The 20,906-nt window shown below is 51.3% G+C and carries 14 protein-coding genes; 8 read left to right on the forward strand and 6 right to left on the reverse strand.

Annotated features, from left to right (window positions below):
- The 3 genes from BW972_RS09625 to BW972_RS09635 form a co-directional block, all read right to left on the reverse strand.
- Positions 1-4,569: a HAMP domain-containing protein gene (locus BW972_RS09625; protein ID WP_076421935.1), complete on the reverse strand. Its 4,569-nt coding sequence runs from the start codon at positions 4,567-4,569 to the stop codon at positions 1-3.
- 133 nt (positions 4,570-4,702) lie between these two features.
- Positions 4,703-5,449: a ParA family protein gene (locus BW972_RS09630; protein WP_076421936.1), complete on the reverse strand. Its 747-nt coding sequence runs from the start codon at positions 5,447-5,449 to the stop codon at positions 4,703-4,705.
- A gap of 85 nt (positions 5,450-5,534) precedes the next feature.
- A complete protein-coding gene (locus BW972_RS09635) occupies positions 5,535-6,023 on the reverse strand; it encodes a SixA phosphatase family protein (protein WP_076421937.1) in 489 nt (162 codons plus the stop codon).
- A 166-nt stretch (positions 6,024-6,189) separates the two neighbouring features.
- Between BW972_RS09635 and topA the strand changes: the two genes are divergently transcribed.
- The 3 genes from topA (at position 6,190) to BW972_RS09650 (ending at position 12,544) form a co-directional block, all read left to right on the forward strand.
- Positions 6,190-8,622 (forward strand): type I DNA topoisomerase, encoded by a 2,433-nt coding sequence (topA, locus tag BW972_RS09640; RefSeq protein WP_076421938.1) that lies wholly within the window; start codon positions 6,190-6,192, stop codon positions 8,620-8,622.
- Positions 8,623-8,768: 146 nt separating this feature from the next.
- On the forward strand, positions 8,769-9,467 hold the full coding sequence (locus BW972_RS09645; RefSeq protein ID WP_076421939.1) for an SIR2 family NAD-dependent protein deacylase: 699 nt from the start codon (positions 8,769-8,771) through the stop codon (positions 9,465-9,467).
- Between the two features lie 290 nt (positions 9,468-9,757).
- A complete protein-coding gene (locus tag BW972_RS09650; protein WP_234986341.1) occupies positions 9,758-12,544 on the forward strand; it encodes a TonB-dependent receptor in 2,787 nt (928 codons plus the stop codon).
- A gap of 83 nt (positions 12,545-12,627) precedes the next feature.
- Here the strand turns inward: BW972_RS09650 and menC are convergent, their stop codons facing one another.
- Entirely contained in the window at positions 12,628-13,701 is a 1,074-nt protein-coding gene (menC, locus tag BW972_RS09655; protein WP_076421940.1) for an o-succinylbenzoate synthase, read from the reverse strand.
- 146 nt (positions 13,702-13,847) lie between these two features.
- On the opposite strand from menC, the gene egtB reads away from it, so the two are divergent.
- The 4 genes from egtB to BW972_RS09675 all read left to right on the forward strand — a co-directional run bounded on the left by egtB (position 13,848) and on the right by BW972_RS09675 (position 18,344).
- On the forward strand, positions 13,848-15,113 hold the full coding sequence (gene egtB, locus BW972_RS09660; protein WP_076421941.1) for an ergothioneine biosynthesis protein EgtB: 1,266 nt from the start codon (positions 13,848-13,850) through the stop codon (positions 15,111-15,113).
- Positions 15,114-15,117: 4 nt separating this feature from the next.
- On the forward strand, positions 15,118-16,125 hold the full coding sequence (egtD, locus tag BW972_RS09665) for an L-histidine N(alpha)-methyltransferase (protein ID WP_076421942.1): 1,008 nt from the start codon (positions 15,118-15,120) through the stop codon (positions 16,123-16,125).
- Between the two features lie 218 nt (positions 16,126-16,343).
- The gene (locus BW972_RS09670) at positions 16,344-17,684 is read left to right on the forward strand and encodes an MATE family efflux transporter (RefSeq protein ID WP_007657581.1); all 1,341 of its coding nucleotides are present in this window, start codon (positions 16,344-16,346) and stop codon (positions 17,682-17,684) included.
- 72 nt (positions 17,685-17,756) lie between these two features.
- A complete protein-coding gene (locus BW972_RS09675) occupies positions 17,757-18,344 on the forward strand; it encodes a DUF922 domain-containing protein (RefSeq protein ID WP_007657579.1) in 588 nt (195 codons plus the stop codon).
- Between the two features lie 69 nt (positions 18,345-18,413).
- Here BW972_RS09675 and BW972_RS09680 read toward each other — a convergent pair whose 3' ends face one another.
- Complete coding sequence (locus tag BW972_RS09680; protein ID WP_076421943.1) at positions 18,414-19,955, reverse strand: FAD-dependent oxidoreductase; 1,542 nt, start codon at positions 19,953-19,955, stop codon at positions 18,414-18,416.
- 182 nt (positions 19,956-20,137) lie between these two features.
- On the opposite strand from BW972_RS09680, the gene BW972_RS09685 reads away from it, so the two are divergent.
- Positions 20,138-20,494, forward strand: coding sequence for a tRNA-binding protein (locus BW972_RS09685; protein WP_007657575.1), 357 nt, complete (start codon positions 20,138-20,140; stop codon positions 20,492-20,494).
- Between the two features lies 1 nt (position 20,495).
- On the opposite strand, the gene BW972_RS09690 is transcribed toward BW972_RS09685, so the two are convergent.
- The gene (locus BW972_RS09690; RefSeq protein ID WP_234986342.1) at positions 20,496-20,900 is read right to left on the reverse strand and encodes a DUF4296 domain-containing protein; all 405 of its coding nucleotides are present in this window, start codon (positions 20,898-20,900) and stop codon (positions 20,496-20,498) included.
- Positions 20,901-20,906 lie beyond the last annotated feature (6 nt).

Below are 20,906 nucleotides of genomic sequence, written 5' to 3' on the forward strand. Positions count from 1 at the left end.
TTATTTGCTATTGTCCTCGCTGTTCTTGTTTCGGGAGCTTACCGAGCTCAGACGAGCATTGCCGGCAAGCTGCTTTTGCTTCGGCTTGGTTGGCATGGAAGCCAGGCGGCGATTGTTCGGGCTGTGGTTGAACACCAGGTTGCCATCTACCAGCTTGAAGGCGGAAATACTGATTTGAAGATCCGCGGCAATGTCGTTCAGGTTCTGAGAAGATGATGTCAGCTCCTGCATCGAAGTGGACAGTTGCTTGGCAGTGCTAGCCACCTGCTGTGTGCCGGAGGCCGTTTGCTCGGCAATGGCTACCACCTCTTCCACGTATTTTACTACGTCCCCGATCGATGACTTCTGTACCTCAGTCGCCGTCAGGATGTCCTGTGCGGTACGTAGCGTTTCACCACTGGAAGCAGCAATGTTTTTGAAGGCGCCGGATGCTTCGAATGTCGCATTCTTTCCTTTGAGAACGCGGCCTTCCATGGTTGAGATCGCCATTGCAGCTGATGCAGTATCTTTTTTCACGTCATCTACCAGTGTCGCAATTTCGCTGGCTGACTTGCGTGACCCTTCGGCCAGTTTACGTATCTCCTCGGCTACTACCGCAAAACCACGTCCTGCCTCACCTGCACGGGCCGCCTCAATGGCTGCGTTCAAGGCAAGCAAGTTCGTTTGAGCGGCAATGTCGGTGATTACACCAAGTGACTTGGAGATTTCCTGCGAACGGGCACTTAGTACTTCAATCGTTTTAGAGGTAAGGGAGGCAGAGCTAGAGATTTCTTCCATATTTTTCACCACTTCTGCCACTGTTTTGAGACCTAACTGCGAAGTTTCCTCACCCAGCAAGGCTGATTTGTTCACCACTTCCGCACGGTTGGCCGTGTCTTTCGTGGTTTTCATGATCTCTTCTATCAATTTGAAGGCCTGGTCTGTCTTGAGGGCCTGATTCTGAGCACCTTCCGCCATTTGCTGCATGGCAAGCGCCACATCCAGCGTTACGCGGTTCATTTCAAGACCTTTGTCTGCCATCTCTTCCGAAGAACTTCCCACAACAAGTGAAGAGTCATTGATCTCACCAAGCAGGGCATTCAGGTTGTCAACGGCAAGGTTCAAGGCATTTGCCATGTCCAGGATATCACCTGCGGTGTGGGCTTCTACCTTCTGCGTTAAATCACCTTCAGATATCGCACGCACCACGCGGGATACTTCCAGTACCGGCGTTACAATCGACTCCAACAGGTCGTTGAGCGTATCCACGAGCTCTTTCCAGCTACCGCCTACGCCTGCGAGTGTCGCACGCTCAGTCAGTTTTCCTTCCACACCCGCTACTCTCGCCACGCGGCTAACCTCTCCCGCCAATCGGTTCAGGTCAACCACCATGGTGTTGATCGTATCGGCCAGTTCTGCCACCTCGCCTCTTGCTTCGAGGGTCAGTTTCTGGGTCAGGTCACCTTTCGACACCGCGGTTACTACGCGTACTATACCTCGTACCTGCGTTGTCAGGTTAGAGGCCATGGTATTTACATTATCAGTCAGGTCTTTCCAGGTACCGCCTACATTTGGTACGTTGGCCTGGCCGCCCAGCTTACCCTCTGTACCCACTTCAAGGGCCACACGGGTTACCTCACCGGCGAAGATGTTGAGCGAGTCCACCATGCGGTTGATGTTTTCCTTCAATTCACCGAGCTCACCTTTCACGTCCACAGACACTTTCTGGGTCAGGTCACCTTTCGCTACAGCAGTTGCCACCTTCGCGATGTCGCGCACCTGCAGGGTCAGGTTGGAAGCCATGGTGTTCACGTTGTCGGTCAACTCCTTCCAGGTACCGCGTACTTTCGGTACATTGGCTTGACCACCCAGACGACCTTCCGTACCCACTTCTCTTGCCACACGCGTTACCTCGTCAGCAAAGATGTTCAGGGAATCCACCATCTGGTTGAGGTTCTCCTTCAGGTCAAGGATTTCACCTCTAGCCTCTACAGTAATCTTCTGGCTCAAGTCACCTTTCGCCACCGCGGTCGCTACCTTGGCAATGTCACGTACCTGAGAAGTCAGGTTGGAGGCCATGTAGTTCACGTTGTCGGTCAGGTCCTTCCAGGTACCTGCTACATTCGGCACATTCGCCTGTCCGCCCAGTTTACCTTCCGTACCTACTTCACGGGCCACTCTTGTTACTTCGTCACCGAAGATGTTGAGGGAATCCACCATTTGGTTCAGGTTCTCTTTCAGGTCGAGAATCTCACCGCGGGCCTCTACCGTAATCTTTTGGCTCAAGTCGCCTTTGGCTACCGCGGTGGCCACTTTTGCTATACCTCGTACCTGCGTTGTCAGGTTGGAGGCCATGGTATTTACATTGTCTGTTAAGTCTTTCCAAACACCGGCGACGTTCGGCACGTTGGCCTGTCCACCCAGCTTACCCTCTGTACCCACTTCAAGGGCCACGCGGGTTACCTCACCGGCGAAGATGTTGAGCGAGTCCACCATGCGGTTGATGTTTTCCTTCAACTCACCGAGCTCACCCTTCACGTCCACAGACACTTTCTGCGCCAAATCGCCTTTCGCTACCGCGGTGGCTACATTGGCAATGTCGCGTACCTGCAGGGTCAGGTTGGAGGCCATGGTATTCACGTTGTCGGTGAGGTCTTTCCAAACACCGCCCACATTCGGCACCGATGCCTGGCCGCCGAGACGACCTTCCGTACCCACCTCTCTTGCCACACGGGTTACCTCGTCAGCAAAGATGTTGAGTGAGTCCACCATCTGGTTCAAGTTCTCCTTCAGGTCGGCTAGTTCGCCTTTCACGTTCACCGTGATCTTCTGACTCAGGTCACCTTTCGCAACTGCTGTTGCTACATTGGCGATGTCACGCACTTGCAGCGTCAGGTTAGACGCCATGTAGTTCACATTGTCGGTTAGCTCTTTCCAGATGCCCGCCACGTTTGGTACGTTGGCCTGGCCACCCAGTATACCTTCTGTTCCTACCTCACGTGCCACACGGGTTACTTCCGCGCCAAACACATTCAGTCGGTCCACCATTTCATTCAGGATGTCTTTCAGGTCACCCAGCTCCCCTTTCACGTCCACAGACACTTTCTGGGTCAAGTCACCTTTTGCTACCGCTGTTGCTACCTCAGCAATGTCACGTACCTGCAGGGTCAGGTTACCTGCCATCAGGTTCACGTTGTCAGTGAGTTCTTTCCAGGTACCTTCTACATTTGGTACAGCAGCCTGACCACCTAGTTTACCTTCTGTTCCCACTTCACGCGCCACACGGGTTACCTCACCTGCGAAAATATTGAGCGAGTCCACCATCTGGTTGATGATGTCTTTCAGCTCAGCCATCTCACCACGTACATTCACTGTGATCTTCTGCGTCAGGTCGCCTTTCGCAACAGCAGTAGACACGTTCGCAATGTCACGCATCTGAGAGGTCAGGTTGCTTGCCATGGTGTTCACGTTGTCGGTGAGGTCCTTCCAAACCCCGCCCACGTTTGGTACTTTGGCCTGACCGCCGAGGCGTCCTTCGGTACCCACTTCACGCGCCACACGGGTTACTTCGTCAGCAAAGATGTTCAGTGAGTCCACCATCTGGTTCATGTTGTCCTTCAGCTGGGCAAACTCACCGCGTACATCCACTGATATTTTTTGAGCCAGGTTACCTTTCGCTACCGCAGTCGCCACACTAGAAATGTCGCGTACCTGGGATGTCAGGTTACTGGCCATGGTATTTACATTGTCAGTCAGGTCTTTCCAAACACCGGCCACGTTTGGCACCGATGCCTGGCCACCTAGCTTACCCTCCGTACCCACTTCCAAGGCCACACGCGTTACCTCACCTGCAAACAGGTTCAGGTTGTCAATCGTGCGGTTAATGGTTTCGGCCATCACCTTAAAGTCACCCGATACAGGAATCTGGAAAGTCTCGTCCAGGTTACCACGCGAGATGTTCTTCAGTACTTTACCCACTTCAAGTACAGGAACCGCAATGGAATCCACCAGGCCGTTGATGTTATTGATCATGTCCTTCCAGAAACCGGAAGCATTCTCGGCCGAGGCGCGGGCTTTCAGGTTACCCTCCACACCGGCTACTTTAGAAATGCGCGACACCTCCCCGCCTACACCACCGATCATTTCCACCATCGAATTGTAGGCTTCGGCGATCTCAGCAAAGATGTCGTCGTTCTGCTTTGTCAGGCGAACTGAGATATCCCCTTTCTTAAAGGCATCAAGTGCATAAAGCACTTTGTTCAACTGTTCGCTGATGTACTCAGGGCTTGAAGGCAACACCTGCTTGCGGCTTTGCTTGCCATTAGGGGCACTTTTCACTGCAAGCGAGCTGGTTCCAGCATCTTTTCTGCCAGCAGCATCAGATGTTTCTGGCTTTGCTGACGAGGCAGCGGTAGTTGCGCTTTCCTGTTTTGGCTTGGACGTCTCCGGCTTCTCTTCCACGGTAGTTGTGGCAACGGGCGTCTGCTGCTTGGCTTTCGCACGCGACGGAGTCGACTTTTCTGACTGGCTGGTTTCTACGTCACTGATGAGCTTTTCCTTGCTCAGCTTCAAATTTTTACCTAAGGCCATATGTTTAGGGTTGTATGGGGTTTGTCATCTGTCCGACCCTTCGTCAGCATCAGTTTTAGACTGACAGGCTGAACAGTACAAGGGGAATGTTACGGCAATTTACTCAAAAATAGCGATTGTTTGCAAGCTAACGTTATACCTGGCAAAACTCAGCGGCAAGTGCGGTGTAGTCTTTCGCCCCATTGGAAGCGTTATCATAGTCTAACACACTTTTGCCAAAAGATGGTGCTTCTGCCAGCTTTACATTGAGTCTGATCTGACTGTCAAATATTTTTTCTTTCACGTTCTCGCGCAGGTATGCAAGCACTTCCTGACTCAGCTTGCGACGCACATCAAACATGACCACTACGATCCCTTTGATTTTAAGTTTCGGATTAAATGCTTTTTTTACTTTGGCAATCGTCTGCATGATCTGGTCCAGGCCCTGCAGGGTCAGTACCTCCATTTGCAAAGGTATGAGTACTTCTTGCGAGGCTGTCAGTGCATTCAGTGTTAGGACTGAAAGCGATGGTGGACAGTCAATCAGCACATAATCAAACCCTTTGACCTGCGAGAGCATGGTTTTGAGGAACTGCTCCCTGTCCGGCTGCGAAACCAGCGATATCTCTACATCCACCAGTTCGTTCGACCCCGGAGCTACCCAAAGGCCATCTTTTTCAACTATAATGTCTTTGAAGGATTGTGACCCCAGAAAAGCCTCGGCCAGTGTCTGATCAGGCGAAGAGACAGCAAGACTATAGGATAAATTGCTCTGAGGGTCGAGATCAACCAGCAGGACCTTATATCCTAATTTGCTTAGTGCACTGCCTAGGTTGATGGTGGTAGTTGTTTTACCTGTGCCACCTTTTTGGTTAATCACAGCTACTATTTTAGTTTTCATCCAGCTTCTTGATGATCAGGTATAGGTGCAAATAGTAATGAGTTTCTAAAGCTATCAAAAAAAACTGACAAATAATGCCTGCACTTTAAGCTTGTATAAAGCTTGATTCCAGCTTTCCGCTTTTAACATGCAGGTCCTGCCAGGTGTCCAGATCGAACTTGATGGCGTATGCCCCAGCCGGCTCGAGGTAAGCGACATGCTGCTCAGTCAGGGTACGAACAAGGCTTGTTATACCTGGGTTGTGCCCGACCAGCAGCACACGCGTCACATGGTCCGGAAGCTTGCCCAGTACCTTAGCCAGCACATTTTCTCGTGCATTGTAGAAGTCAGGGACGTAATCAATCCGCTCCTCATCAAAGTATAGCTTGTCAGCCAATAGCCTGGCGGTCAGACCGGCACGTGGGGCCGGGCTGCTCAGGATCATATCAACCTTCTGGAACGTGTCACGGAGCCACTGCCCGGTTATTCTCGCCTGATGCTGTCCGTTTTTTGTGAGTTCCCGTTCAAAGTCTGGTTGGAGCGGGAAGGGATCATTTGACTCTGCGTGGCGGCAAATGACTAACAATCGTTGCATATAATTATAAAAGTGGTCCGTATAGATAGTTAAGCTAATAAAACAGCCTGTTCACCAAAACAATGATGGCATGTTAAACCTATGTTATCAATTTCAGGTTGTATATGTTTGAAAAAAAATTTGAACTTTGGGCAAAATTCAAATGAATCGCCCCTAAATATAAAGGATGATAAAAAATCTAGTCATAGTCGAGTCACCGGCCAAGGCCAAAACGATTGAAGGATACCTGGGAAAAGATTTTGTGGTGAAATCGAGTTTCGGCCATGTGCGGGACCTGCCTAAAGACAACAACGCCATCGATATCAAAAATAAGTTTAAACCCACTTATGTGATATCGAGCGACAAAAAAGACGTCGTTTCACAGCTAAAGAAACTTGCCAAGGAAGCCGAAACGGTATGGCTCGCATCGGACGACGACCGCGAAGGAGAAGCCATTTCGTGGCACCTGACCGAAGCCCTGAACTTGAACGAAGCCAAAACACGCCGCATTGTTTTCCGGGAAATCACCAAAAACGCTATCCTTAACGCTATCAGCACACCGCGTGGTATCGACATGGACCTCGTGAATGCGCAGCAGGCCCGCCGCGTGCTGGACCGCCTGGTAGGTTTTGAGCTCTCACCGGTACTCTGGAAAAAGATCAAAACAGGCCTCTCAGCTGGTCGTGTGCAGTCTGTGGCTGTGCGCCTGGTGGTGGAGCGTGAGCGTGAGATCGAGAAGTTCAACGCTGAGTCGAGCTTCCGGATCACTGCCCAGTTTGATGTGCAGGGCAAAACCCTGGAGGCGGAGTTGCCTGCTAAATTCAAAACCGAGGAAGAGGCACAGGCTTTCCTGCAACGATGTGTCGGAGCTGACTATACAATTGGCAACCTGGAGACGAAACCGCTCAAGCGCAGCCCCGCCCCTCCTTTTACGACCTCTACCCTGCAGCAGGAGGCCAGCCGCAAGCTGTACTTCTCAGTTGCCCAGACCATGACGGTAGCACAGCGCCTGTACGAGGCTGGTAAAATCTCCTACATGCGTACTGACTCCCTCAACTTATCGGACGAGGCGATCCAAGGCGCATCCAGCGCGATACGCAACTCCTTTGGGGAGAAGTTCGTGAAGACCCGTCGTTTCAAAACGAAGTCTTCCGGAGCGCAGGAGGCACACGAGGCCATCCGCCCAACCGACTTCTCGCAAATAGTAGCGAGCAGCGACCGCAACGAGCAGCGACTGTACGAACTGATCTGGAAGCGTGCCATTGCCTCTCAAATGGCTGATGCCGAAATTGAGAAAACAACTGCCACGATCGATATCTCCACGCAGCCCGACAAACTGGTGGCTACCGGAGAGGTGATCAAGTTCGAAGGATTCCTGAAGGTATACATCGAGTCGAAAGACGATGAAGAAGGTAGTGACGAAGATGTAAAGGGCATGTTGCCTCCCTTAAGTATAGGCCAGCAGCTTGGCTTACGGCAGATGCAGGCAACACAGCGCTACTCCCGTCCTGCGCCAAGGTATACAGAAGCCAGCCTAGTAAAAAAACTGGAAGAAATGGGTATAGGCCGACCATCTACCTACGCTCCTACCATCTCAACTATCCAGAAACGTGGTTATGTTGAGAAGGACAGCAGAGAAGGTAAAGAGCGCAAGTTCAACGTCCTGACGCTTAAAAATGACCAGATCAGCGCGCAGACCAAAACCGAGATCACAGGTGCGGAGAAGAGCAAGCTCTTCCCCACGGATATGGCCATGGTGGTGAACGATTTCCTGGTAGAACATTTCCCGAATGTGATCGATTACTCATTCACAGCCCGTGTAGAGGCTGAGTTTGACGAGATCGCTCACGGGCAGCAGGAATGGGAACAAATGCTGGAGAATTTCTACGAGAAATTCCATAAGCGCATTGAAAACAGCGAAAACATTAACCGTGCCGACGTTTCTGGTGCACGTGAGATAGGTATAGATCCTGTGTCAGGGCAGAAGATCATAGCCAAACTAGGACGCTTCGGTCCCTACGTGCAGCTGGGAGAAGAAAATCCGGATACAGGTGATAAACCAGTCTACGCCAGCCTGCGCAAAGGCCAGTTCATAGAAAGCCTGACATTGGAAGACGCCCTGGACTTGTTCAAACTGCCACGCATCGTCGGGGTGTATGAGGACAAGGAGATGAAGGCTGCCATCGGTCGCTTCGGTCCTTACATCAGCCACGCCAGCAAGTTCTACTCTCTGCCCAAGACACTGGACCCGATGACGGTAACGGCAGATGAAGCCATTGCTCTCATTGAAGCGAAGCGGAAGGCCGATGCCGAAAAACTCATCAAGACTTTCCCGGAAAATCCGGATGTGCAGGTGCTCAATGGCAGGTATGGCCCTTACATCGTAGTGGGCAAGAAAAACGTGAAGATCCCGAAAGGGAAAGAACCGGCTGATCTTACCCTGCAGGAATGTCTGGACCTGGCGGAGCAGACACCCGAGAAGAAGGGTCGTGGCGGATTCAAGAAGAAAGCCGAAACAGCCACAGCTGAAAAGAAACCGGCCACCAAGAAAACAGCTGCCAAGAAGGCCGCCGCTAAAAAACCGGCCGCCAAGAAAACGGGCACGGCGAAGAAGAAATAACCAGGAAAAGCCGCTCTAAAATGAGCGGCTTTTTTACGTCCCTTCTGCAGGTATAGGTATAAGGTTTTCTATAGGATCACCCGGCGGATAAATAAACCCGAATGGCGTACACAGAGTAAATTACAGGAGATCAAATCAGCAGATGCATGTCTAAGAAAAGAATTGTAGCGCTTACAGGAGCAGGTATAAGTGCGGAAAGCGGCATCGCTACCTTCCGCGATGCAAACGGACTTTGGGAAGGGCATGATGTGATGGAAGTGGCCTCCCCACAGGGCTGGCGTAAGAATCCGGAACTTGTGCTGGACTTCTACAACCAGCGACGGAAAAATGCACACAACGTTCAACCCAATGCCGGCCACAAAATACTGGCTGAACTAGAGCAGGACTTTGAGGTCAAGATCATTACGCAGAACGTGGATGACCTGCACGAGCGGGCCGGCTCTACTGATGTGATTCACCTCCATGGCAAACTTTTCGAGAGCCGCAGTACACTTGATCCTAAGCTGGTTTATCCGATAGAAGGCTGGCAGCTGAACCTCGGCGATAAATGTGCACGCGGCTCCCAGCTCCGCCCCAATATCGTGTGGTTTGGTGAGCCTGTTCCGATGATGGAGCAGGCCATGGCAGAAACCTTGTGTGCAGATATCTTTCTGGTTGTGGGCACTTCCCTGGTGGTATATCCCGCTGCCGGTCTTGTGGACCTGGTTCCGGATGAAGCGCCGATCTTTGTGGTAGACCCCAATCTCCCCTATATGCGGCCCCGGCCAAACCTGCATCTGTTCGAAGAGAAAGCCAGCACAGGTATGGTAAAAGTAGCTGAACTGTTACGGGAAAAGCACCGCTAGCCGGATTTTACACCCCTTCTGTTTGAAGCCCAGAAGAGCATGTACTCCTATCCGCGAGATTTGACGACAGTCACGCTGGGACAGGTTTGTCTGCCTGCTAACGCAGTTTATCGACATTATCTGCCCGTTCATCCTGTTCTGAAAATATTTCTAGCTAATGTTTAAACCTTAGCCTCCCTTCTGTATTCTAAAGATAGCAACAGCAGGGCTCCATACCGCTTGCTGATGATCTTACGCTTAATTATCCGATTACTTAATAGACCATCACTACTACTCAATTCTACAATCTGATGAGAAAATTATTCTCTCTGCTGATCATGTTGATCAGCTTTTCACAGGTATACGCACAAACCGTAACCGGCACGGTGCAGAGTGCCACGGACAAAAGCGGCTTGCCGGGCGCCAGCGTCGTAATGAAGCGTGCAGCCAGCGAGGCAATCCTGACCACGATGACTGATGGCCAGGGCGCTTTCCGCTTTGAGCGGGTTCCTTCTGGTAATTATACCCTGGAGGTTCGTTTCCTGGGTTATGACATGCTGTCAAAGCCGGTGCAGGTGGCACAGGCACCTGTCAATTTGGGTGTGCTGAGCATGCAGGAGCAAAACACCAGACTGGGTGAAGTGCAGATTATCGGCCGTGCACCGCTTGGTGAGCAAAAAGGTGATACTTCCCAATTCAATGCCAAGGCCTTCAAGACAGCGCCTGATGCCAGTGCCGAGGACTTAGTGACTAAAATGCCGGGAGTGCAGGTACAGGATGGTCGTATTCAGGCACAGGGCGAAGAAGTACGCCAGGTGATGATCGACGGAAAACGCTATACCGGTGAGGATGTAACCTCGGCCATGCGTAACATCTCTTCTGACATGATCGAGAATGTGCAGATATTTGACGCCCAGAGCGATCAGGCTGCCTTCAGTGGCTTTGATGATGGCAACCGCCTCAAGACGATCAACTTCATAACCCGTAAAGACCGCCGTCAGGGTTATACGGGTAAGATCTCCGCGGGCTACGGTACTGATGACCGGTACATGGCCGGTGCCGCTGTCAACTACTTCAACAACGACCGTCGCATCACGGTAACAGGCCTGACCAACAACATCAACATGTTTGACTTCTCGATCGGTGAAACACCAGGTGGTGGCATGCGTGGTCGAAGAGGCGGCTGGGGCGGTGGCTCCCCGATTGGTATTATCAACACCAACAACTTCGGCATCAACTACCAGGACAAGTGGGGTAAGAAAATGGATGTGAGCGCCAACTACAACTACACCAACCGCGATATCATCAACGACCAGTACCGTTTCCGTGACTTTGTTTCCGATGATGCTGGTCTGCAGTATACTGAGTATGCCGACAACCGAGACCGTGAAGACGGTCATCGCCTGAACATGCGTTTGCAGTACAACATCAATGAGAACAACCGCCTTTTGGTAACTCCTAGCCTGCGTGTGCAGAATGATAACAGCTTTACTGGCAGAAACGCCCGCACCTTTGATCTGGAAGGCACGCTTTCGGAGTCGCTTAACCGCGCAAGCTCTGACAACACCTCCTTCAACTTCAACAACAACATCCTCTATTCAAAGCGTTTCGGTGACTCTGGCCGCATTCTGACGACTAACTTCAATACGAGCATCAACAATGTAGATGGAGATGGCTATCAGTTTGAGCAGACCGAGAACTTTGAAAACCCTGATAGAAACGTGCTCCGCGACCAGTACATTCGCCTAGACCGCAAAAACTTCAGCTGGTCAGGCAGCACCAACTACTCGCAGCGCCTGGGTGAAAAATCCCGCTGGCAGTTAGAGTATAGCATTGGCAACCAGATGCGTGACTCAGACCGCAGAACCTACGACTACATGGAAACAGCCGGTGGATATACAAACTTCAATACACCGCTGAGCAGCACCTTCAAGAGCGATTACCTCTCTCAGAACATAGGCCCAAGCTACCAGTACCGCGACGACAAAGCCAGACTTCAGCTGAATGCCCGTTACCAGTACGCGACACTGAACACGGACAGCCAGTTTCCGGTTGATTTGGCTCCACTGGAGCGTAAGTTCAACAATTTCCTCCCGTCGGCTGAGTACGAGTACAAGTTCTCTAACTCTCAGAACCTGACCCTGAACTTCAGAACCAGCACCAACGTGCCATCTGTAGAGCAGCTGCAGGAAGTGCTGGACATCTCTAACCCGCTGCAGGCACGCATCGGTAACGCAGACCTGGATCAAGATTACCAGAGCCGTCTGAACATCCGCTACCGCAACTTCAATGCGGAGACAAACCGCGTGTTCTTTATCGGCATGTTCGGTACGATGACCAACAACTACGTAGCCAACAGCGTGTACACGACTAACGTACCTGAAGGTATAGCTGAAGGATATGAATTGCGCCCGGGTGCCCGCCTGAGCCGCCCTGTAAACCTGGATGGGCACTACAATGTGCGTTCATTCTTCAACTACGGGCAGCCGCTTAATTTTATCAGCTCTAACTTTAATGTGAATGGTACGGTGGGTTATTCCAGAATACCAGGTATGATTGACGAACAGATCAACTATGCCAATAACACTAACCTGGGTGCCGGTATTAACATCAGCAGCAACATCAGCGAAAAAATAGACTTCTCAGTGTCCACTTTCTCGAGCTACAACATTGTGTCAAACACACTGCGTACGACTCAGAACAACAATTACTTCAACCAGAACACCAGCGTTCGCTACAACTGGATCCTTTGGAAAGACCTGGTATACCGCACCGAGCTGAACCACCAGTACAACTCTGGTCTCTCAGCTGGAGTGGACAACAGCTTCCTGCTTTGGAACATGAGCCTTGGCAAGAAGATCTTCAAAGACAAACAGGGTGAGATCAGCCTGAGCGTGAATGACCTGATGAACCAGAATGTGAGCATTCGTCGCAATATCACGGAGTCTTATGTAGAGGATGTGCAGTCCACTGTGCTGCAGCGCTTCTTCATGCTGACTTTCTCTTATAACATCCGCAGCTTCAAAGGAGCACCGGCTACTGAAGAGAACATGCAGCGTGGTCCGGGAATGTACCGCGGTCGTCCGGGATCAAACTAATAGACATACCAGCTATAAACAGAGGCGGCCTGCAAGATTTGCAGGCCGCCTCTGTTTATAGCTCTTACTAAGGTATAGACAACCTATTTGGGCAGTTCGCCCCAGGAGCCATCTCCATACCGGAGCCAGCCTTTGTCTATCTGAAGTGGAGAAGCCACATTGTTGTGGTAAAGCTGGCCAGTGCCCAGTCCCTGCGGCATATCGATCGCGTAATTGGCCGTGAACTGACTGATCGCATTGAGCCCGATGTTCGATTCCAGTGCCGAAGTCATCCACCAGCCTATGCCGCGCTCCCTTGCCATATCGATCCAGTCAGCACTCGCTTGCAGTCCTCCTACTAAGGTTGGCTTCAGGATGATGTATTGCGGCTTTATAAAGTCTAATAATGCAGCCTGTTTCGTGGCATCCTGCACCCCGATCAGTTCTTCGTCAAGGGCGATAGGTACAGGCGTATAGGCACAGAGTTGCTGCATCTGTTCAGGCTGCCCCTGCCGGATGGGTTGTTCGATGGAATGCAGGCTATACCTGGCCAGGCGCTCCAGTTTCCGGAAAGCATCTTCCGGAGCAAAAGCACCGTTTGCATCCACCCGAATGGTGAGGTCATCCGGCCCCGCCACTTCCCGGATCTGATGCAGTATGTCAAGCTCGGTGGCAAAATCCAAACTGCCTATTTTCAGCTTCAGGCAGGTATAGCCTTCATCCAGCTTCTTACTGATCTGCTGCTGCATAAAATCCTTCTCCCCCATCCAGACCAAACCATTGATCGGTATACCTGTGGTCCCCTGACTAAAGTCATTCATAAATAGTATTTTCCTGCCCCCCTGCTGCAGATCCTGCCATGCTGTTTCGAGCGCAAACCGTATGGATGGCCATTCGACTAGTTCATCAGACTTTAAAAGCTTATGCAGCTCATCTGCTGTGAATTGCCGCTGCCGAACTTCCTCCGATAGCTGGTTAAGTTTAGATTCCAGGTCAGGACGTGCATCGATGCTCAAACCTGGGAGTGGCGCACACTCACCCACTCCGGTCATGCCAGGCCTGTCTGAATCGTGCAGGTGCAGGTAGTATACCTGATGCGTTCGCATAGCGCCACGTGAAGTGCGGGCATCAAATTTAAACTGAAGTTGATGAGGTGTAACTGTCAGAAATAAAGGCATAATAGCATCAGTTTAGTCTTACTAATATCGGCTTATCGAAAACAAAGTACGTAGAAAATGAGTTAATACGACAGTTAGAAGCACTTTAATGCATTCCCTCCGCTGCATTAACCTGCTTCTGTATCTCCAGCATACCCCAGATGCCTATGAACATACTGACTGCTTCTATCAACAAGACCACGCTCGAGCGGTTTAACCAGATCCGGACTCAGACTGAAAAAATTTGCGCTCCCCTCGAACCAGAAGATACTGTGGTGCAACCGATGGTGGATGTGAGTCCACCAAAATGGCACATGGCCCATTCTACCTGGTTTTTCGAGCAGTTTGTATTAGGGCCATACCTCAAAAACTACAGGGTGTTTCATCCAAGCTATGCCTTTTTGTTCAACTCCTACTATAATACGGTAGGCAACCGGGTGCAGCGGGCAGAGCGAAGCACACTTACCCGACCTCCCCTTCGGGATGTTTATGCTTACCGGCGCCATGTGAATGAACATATGGGTGAGCTACTGAACACGCTGAGCGACGAAAAGCTGGAAGAGTTGCTGCCTGTACTGGAACTGGGTCTGCAACATGAACAGCAGCACCAGGAACTCCTTATCACCGATATCAAGTATATTCTTAGCACCAACGCGCTTTTACCTGCTTACCACGAAGCAGTGTCAGTTCCACAGGCATCCAATCCGGGAGAGGCAGCATTTCTGGAAGTGCCCGGCGGCATCTACCGCATCGGTTTTCAGGGAGAGGGTTTCAGCTTCGACAACGAGCTGGGTGTGCACGAGGTGCTGCTTGCCGACTTTCAGATCATGAACCGGCTGGTAACCAACAGGGAATACCTGGAGTTTATGCAGGAGGACGGGTATAGCGATTTCCGTTTCTGGCTGGACGAGGGACTGGCCATGGTACGGAGAGATAATCTCAAAGCCCCCTTATACTGGCTGGAGCAGGACGGGGACTGGTATCAGTTTACTATGCATGGACTAGAAAAGCTGGACTTGCACAAACCAGTCAGCCACATCAGTTTCTATGAGGCACAGGCCTATGCCACCTGGGCAGGAAAGCGCCTCTTGACGGAGTTTGAATGGGAGGCGGCTTCGCAGGTATACCCACCTGTTGAAGGCAACTTTCAGGAAACAGGTATGTATGAACCCAAGGCTGCTACCTCAGGCACAGGTATGCAGCAGCTTTATGGGGATACCTGGGAGTGGACCTACAGTGCCTATCACCCCTACCCTGGATTCTCGACGGCGCCCGGCGCACTGGGTGAGTACAATGGGAAGTTTATGGTCAACCAGATGGTGTTGCGGGGTGGTTCCTGCGCAACGCCTGAGCGCCATATCAGAACCACTTACCGTAATTTTTTTCACCCCGACAAACGCTGGCAATTCTCCGGAATAAGACTGGCACAATAAAACTATGCTTTTACAAACAACCCCTAATACGCTGATTGACCTCTCCAGAAAGACAGACGGCAGCCAGGACAGAGCTGAGTTTGCCAAAGATGTAGCTGAAGGCCTAGGCCAGAGCCCCAAGCAATTATCTTCCCGCTACTTTTATGATGCCAAGGGAAGCAGGCTATTCCAGCAGATCATGGCCCTGCCCGAGTATTACCTGACGCGGGCCGAGTATAGTCTGATGCAGCAGCACCGGTCGGCTATGGTCAGTGCATTTGCCGCTGATGGCTTCTTTCACCTGGTAGACCTGGGTGCAGGAGATGCCATGAAAACCAATCTGCTGTTGCAGGAACTGGTAAAGCAGGAGAAGCCCTTTGATTATGTACCCATGGATATATCGGGGTCTGCGATGCAGGAACTGGGCAAGGACCTGCGGCAGGAGCACCCAGAAATGCATGTGCGCGCAGTAGTGGCAGAGTATATCACAGGCCTGAAGTGGCTCGAGCAACACTTGAACGAACGAAAGGTCGTCCTCTTCCTGGGCTCCAACATTGGCAACTTTGAGCGTGAAGAGGGGCAGGACTTTATCTGCCAGATCAGGCAGCATCTGCAGCCAGGGGATCTTTTCATGCTCGGCGTGGATTTACGCAAAGATCCAGGGACTATCCTGGCAGCCTACAACGATGCCAGCGGTATAACAGCTGCCTTTAATATGAACCTGCTGGAGCGCATCAACAGAGAATTAGGAGGTAATTTTGACCTGAATGGCTTCAAACACTATGCCCTGTACGATCCACAGCTGGGGGTAATGAAAAGCTTTCTGGTAAGCCAACGTGACCAGGAGGTATACCTGGAAGCTACACAGGAGCGTTATTCGTTTACTGCCTGGGAGGCGATCCATACGGAGAGCTCACATAAGTATACACTGCCGCAGACCACTGAAATGGGTCGCCTGGCCGGGTTCGAATTCGTCACCTCCTACCTGGATGAAGAAGGCGGCTTTGCGGATATGCTTTTTAAAGCTGTTTAATCTCTCTGCATTACCCAATTTAACACTTTCATGAATACAAAAAAGATCGTCCTGACAGCTGCGCTTGTGCTACTGCCAATACCGGCAAAGGCAATCCTGACGAAACTGCGCAACCTCAGAAAAGCCAGCTGACCATATCATCATCAAGCACTATAAAATCATAAGGTGCAGGGCAAGGGAAAAAAAGCTAATTTTGCAGTCCTTTTCCAGAAGCCCCTATGAGATCCGAAGAATACAAAGAGCACTTCCGTAAAAATTTCCTGCTGGCATATCCTGTCGTGCTAAGTCAGCTGGGGCACATTATGGTGAGTGTGTTCGATAGCCTGATGGTGGGGCAGATCGGTACGATTCCCCTGGCGGCTGCCTCACTGGGCAACAGTATTTTTACGATCACGCTGGTCTTCGGCCTGGGCGTTTCCTACAGCATCACACCACTGATTGCTGCGGCAGACGGCCGGCGTAATTATACCCGCATTTCCCTGCTTCTGCTTAATGGCTTATTTTCCAACCTGTTGCTGGGGGTGGTTCTTTTTATAGCTGGTTACTTTCTTTCGCCTTACATCACCTTGCTCCAGCAACCGGATGAAGTAGTCCGGCAGGCTATACCTTACATCAATATCCTGTTCCTGTCCATGGTACCGCTGATGGTGTTTCAGGCTTTCCGCCAGTTTGCGGAAGGGCTCTCGCTCACAAAGCAGGCTATGTACATCTCCATCATTGCCAATGCTCTCAACGTGGTACTCAACTACATTCTGATATTTGGTAAACTGGGTTTTGAGCCGATGGGACTGGTAGGCGCAGGCTGGGCAACCCTGATCTCGCGCATTATCATGGCCATGATGATGGGAGGCTATGTGCTCTATGCCAAACGATTTGCCGCATTCCATCGGTTCCTCACCTTCCGGCACCTGTCTCTTGTGCACATGTACCACATTTTCCGTCTGGGACTCCCCATCTCAGGCCAGATGGTGTTTGAAATGGGTGCTTTCAGTTTCTCGGCTATTATGATCGGCTGGCTGGGAGCGCGTGAACTGGCCGCACATCAGATTGCCATCAATGTGGCTTCTGTTACTTACATGATGGCCAGCGGCATCGCGGCGGCGGCGACCATACGGGTAGGCAATCAGAAAGGACTCCGAAACTACAGGTCCATGCAGGTGGCTGGTATCAGTAGCTTTGTCATGGGCACCCTGTTCATGATGGGCAGCGGTCTTCTTATGATTGCTGGCAAAAATTTCATACCTTCCCTGTACATAGACGATCCGGTGGTGATCGAGATAGCCGCTACCCTGCTGATTATTGCTGCACTTTTCCAGATCTCGGACGGTGTGCAGGTAGTGGGACTTGGTGCTCTGCGTGGTCTGGAAGATGTGCGGATACCCAGCCTGATCTCCCTGATTGCTTATTGGGTAATTGGTCTGCCGGTTGGTTATGTGCTTTGCTTTAAACTTGATTTCGGTGTGAACGGTGTCTGGACTGGTCTGTTAGTTGGCTTATCAGTTGCTGCTATATTACTATTCTGGCGCTTTAAAATGCTAAGCAGTAGGCTTAGTAAATAAAATAATGCAATAGTGGCACCTATTTACAGGAGCCAGTGTTGCCCCGATAGAGACTTTTTAAACTTTTAGCCGATGTTTATTATCACTCTACTCCTTAGCCTGTTGGTAGGCCTGCTTATGCCCTATCCAACCCCAGCCGGTTCGCCGGCCTCTGTTATTTATGTTCCGAACCCAGCCAGCCTCAGTGTTTCAAACAATGAACAGCTGGCCTGGTCTGCAACCCGGAAGCTAAACTGGGAAGATTTCAGGGGGACGCCTGAGTCGAATAACCCACACCATGCCCTGACGGCTGCCAACCTGGCCGTAGACGCCCGTTGCAAAGACAATAAGTTTTACTACGAGGTGAAGTGCGTGTTCCTACCCGGAGAGTCCTGGTCCAAGAACAAGCAGTCTGAGAAGCTACTGGCACATGAGCAACTGCATTTCGATCTGACGGAAGTACATGCCCGCATGCTGCGCAAAGAACTGAAGGAACTGGGTATTTCCTGCGGTAACCTGAAAACAAACCTGAACGCAACCGTTGGCAACGCATTCAAAGCCTGGAAAGCAGAGCAGGATCAGTTCGACAAGCTGTCACGCCATGGTCTGGATGCACAGGTACAGCAGGATTGGTCGGAGCGGATTTCACATCGCCTCCAGGAGTTAGACGCCTGGAAATAAAACATGATTCAATAAAGCCCTGCTTTACGCTATCGTAAAGCAGGGCTTTCTGTTTCCGGTTACCGTTCCTTATGATGCCGGGCCCAGGTCCTTGCTAGCTGGTCCGGTAATAACTCTCCCAAACGGATCGAAACGGGAGCCGTGGCATGGGCAGTCCCACGAGCTTTCAACCTCGTTCCAGTGTACGACGCAGCCCAAATGGGTGCATACTGCAGAGCATTGGTGCCGCACCCCGTCCTGATCGCAGTAGACCGCCACTTTAGCCATACCTTTACGCATAATTCTGCCGGTTCCTGGCAGTACTTCCATGGGGTCCTCTACCTCTCCTGGCGTCACATAGTCTTTGAACTGCGCGGCCACGTTAATATTCTCCTTCAAAAACTCCCCTACAGACTTGGTGCTCTTGCGGCCCGGGTCGTACAGCTTCTCCCATGGGTTCGGCCTACCCTGTATCAGGTCTGTGATCAGCATACCAGCTATCGTACCGTGAGTCATGCCATGGCCCGAGTCGCCAGTGGCAATGTACACATTATCGCTGTCACCAGGATTGCGGCCAATGAAGGCAAGGCCATCCACTGGCTCAAACACCTGACCAGACCAGCGGTACATAACGTCTTTAGCCATCGGGAAATGTTTACGGGTCCAGCGCTCCAGTGAATCAAATCGCTGACTCAGGTGATCGGCCTGCCCGGTTTTGTGATCTTCGCCTCCCACGATCAGCAAATCAAGTCCCTCTCCATCCTCTCCGCCAGCCTTGCCTCTGAGCAGACGGACGTAGTGATACGGATTTTCCATGTCCCAGTACAATGCGTCGGGCACCTCCCCCTGGCGCACTGCCAGCCCAATGGCGTAAGTGCGGTAGGGTGCCTGTTTTGTGTGCATCGTCACCATGTCATTGATCGGTGTGTTAGTAGCCACCACGAGGTGGTTTGCTGCAACAGCATGTCCGTCATGGGAAACTACGGATACAACCGGACCAGTATCGAATCGCTCCACCTTGGTTTTGGTAAAGATGCGGCCTCCTGCATTGATAAAGGCATTTGCCAGGGCAGACAGGTATTTCAGCACATGAAAGTGCGCCTGATTCGGGTATTGCAGACAAGGGAATTCGGTGAGGGTGCTCAGCGGACTGTGCTTTCGCAGCACAACATCCAGCCAGCCTATTTTCTGGACTGCCTCCAGTTCCCGCATCAGGTCTTCCTGTTGCTGGTTGTCGGTGGCAAAGAGGTAGCCGTCTACCCTTGCAAAATCACAGTCTATTTTTTCATCTTTGATGATTTCTTCAATCTTATCAATCGCTTTTCCGTGGCTTTGGGCGGCCAAGCGGGCACCATCTTCTCCAAAAAGACGGATAAGTTCGTCGAATCGCTCGTCCAGAGCATTGGACAGGTGAGCCGTCGTGCGGCTGGTTTCTCCACCGCCTATCTCCTTGGCCTCGAGCAATACCACGTCACGGCCTTCTTTGGCCAGCAGATAGGCCGTTGTCAGGCCTGCTATACCTGCGCCGACAACACAGACATCACATTTTATATTGTCTACTAAGGGGTTGGTAACAGGCATCGATATGTTCTCTACCCACACAGGGAAACTAGCTCCGGATTCTCTTTTCATAGTTTTAAGGTTTTGCAATAGCTTTGTCTGACTTATACTTTTAGCTCTTTTAACAGTAAGAAAGCCAGTTGCATAGGATACGCGGGTATAGGCCTAATGTTACCGCGGGGCACAGCACCAACCGCAACTGGCTAATTTTTAAAGCAAAATCTGTAACTTGGCTGAGTAAAACTGACAATACCATGCACACACCCGCAGAGGCCATGCCGACCATTACATGGCAGCATTTTGAACAAACAGATATCCGGGTAGGCACCATAGTAGAGGCCACAGATTTTCCGGAAGCCCGTAAACCTGCTTATAAGCTCCTGATCGACCTGGGGCCGCTGGGTATGAAAAGATCGAGTGCCCAGATCACGAAGCACTATACGTTAAATGACCTGCCTGGGAAGCAGGTACTGTGTGTCGCTAACCTGGGAAACAAACAGATCGGGAAATACATGTCAGAGGTATTAGTGACAGGCTTTGCGGACGAGCACGGGGATATAGTGCTGGCGCAACCGGCCGGCCCAGTACCAAACGGAAGCAAACTGATTTAAATTAATAAGCCTCCTGCATGCCCTCCAATCTGGGTCTGCGACCAGGCTCAGCTCCAGTTGTATCAATGGAACGCAGTTTGGCTTCGCGCACGCTCAGGGTGTCCAGAATGATTTCGTAGAGGCGGTCCATCTGCCCAAGGTTGTTCAGATAGTAGCGATAGGTTTTCCTGAAGTCTTCTTCTTCTACACCATGCTGCACCAGAATCTGCTTTTGTTCTTTGTTGAAGACCATCAGGGCGGTGTCCGGGTACAGAACATGGTTTTCGATGCGGGCTTCGGCAATATGCACATCAGCCAGGATCTGCACCATCTTCTGCTCAGGCAGCAGGTCAGCGGGCCGCTTTTCGCTGCTCTGGCCACAGCCAGTCAGCACGACAAAGGAAAGTAGGTATAAAATTCGTTTCACGAATGT

The organism is Pontibacter lucknowensis (genome assembly GCF_900156415.1).
In the GTDB taxonomy this organism is placed as follows: domain Bacteria; phylum Bacteroidota; class Bacteroidia; order Cytophagales; family Hymenobacteraceae; genus Pontibacter; species Pontibacter lucknowensis.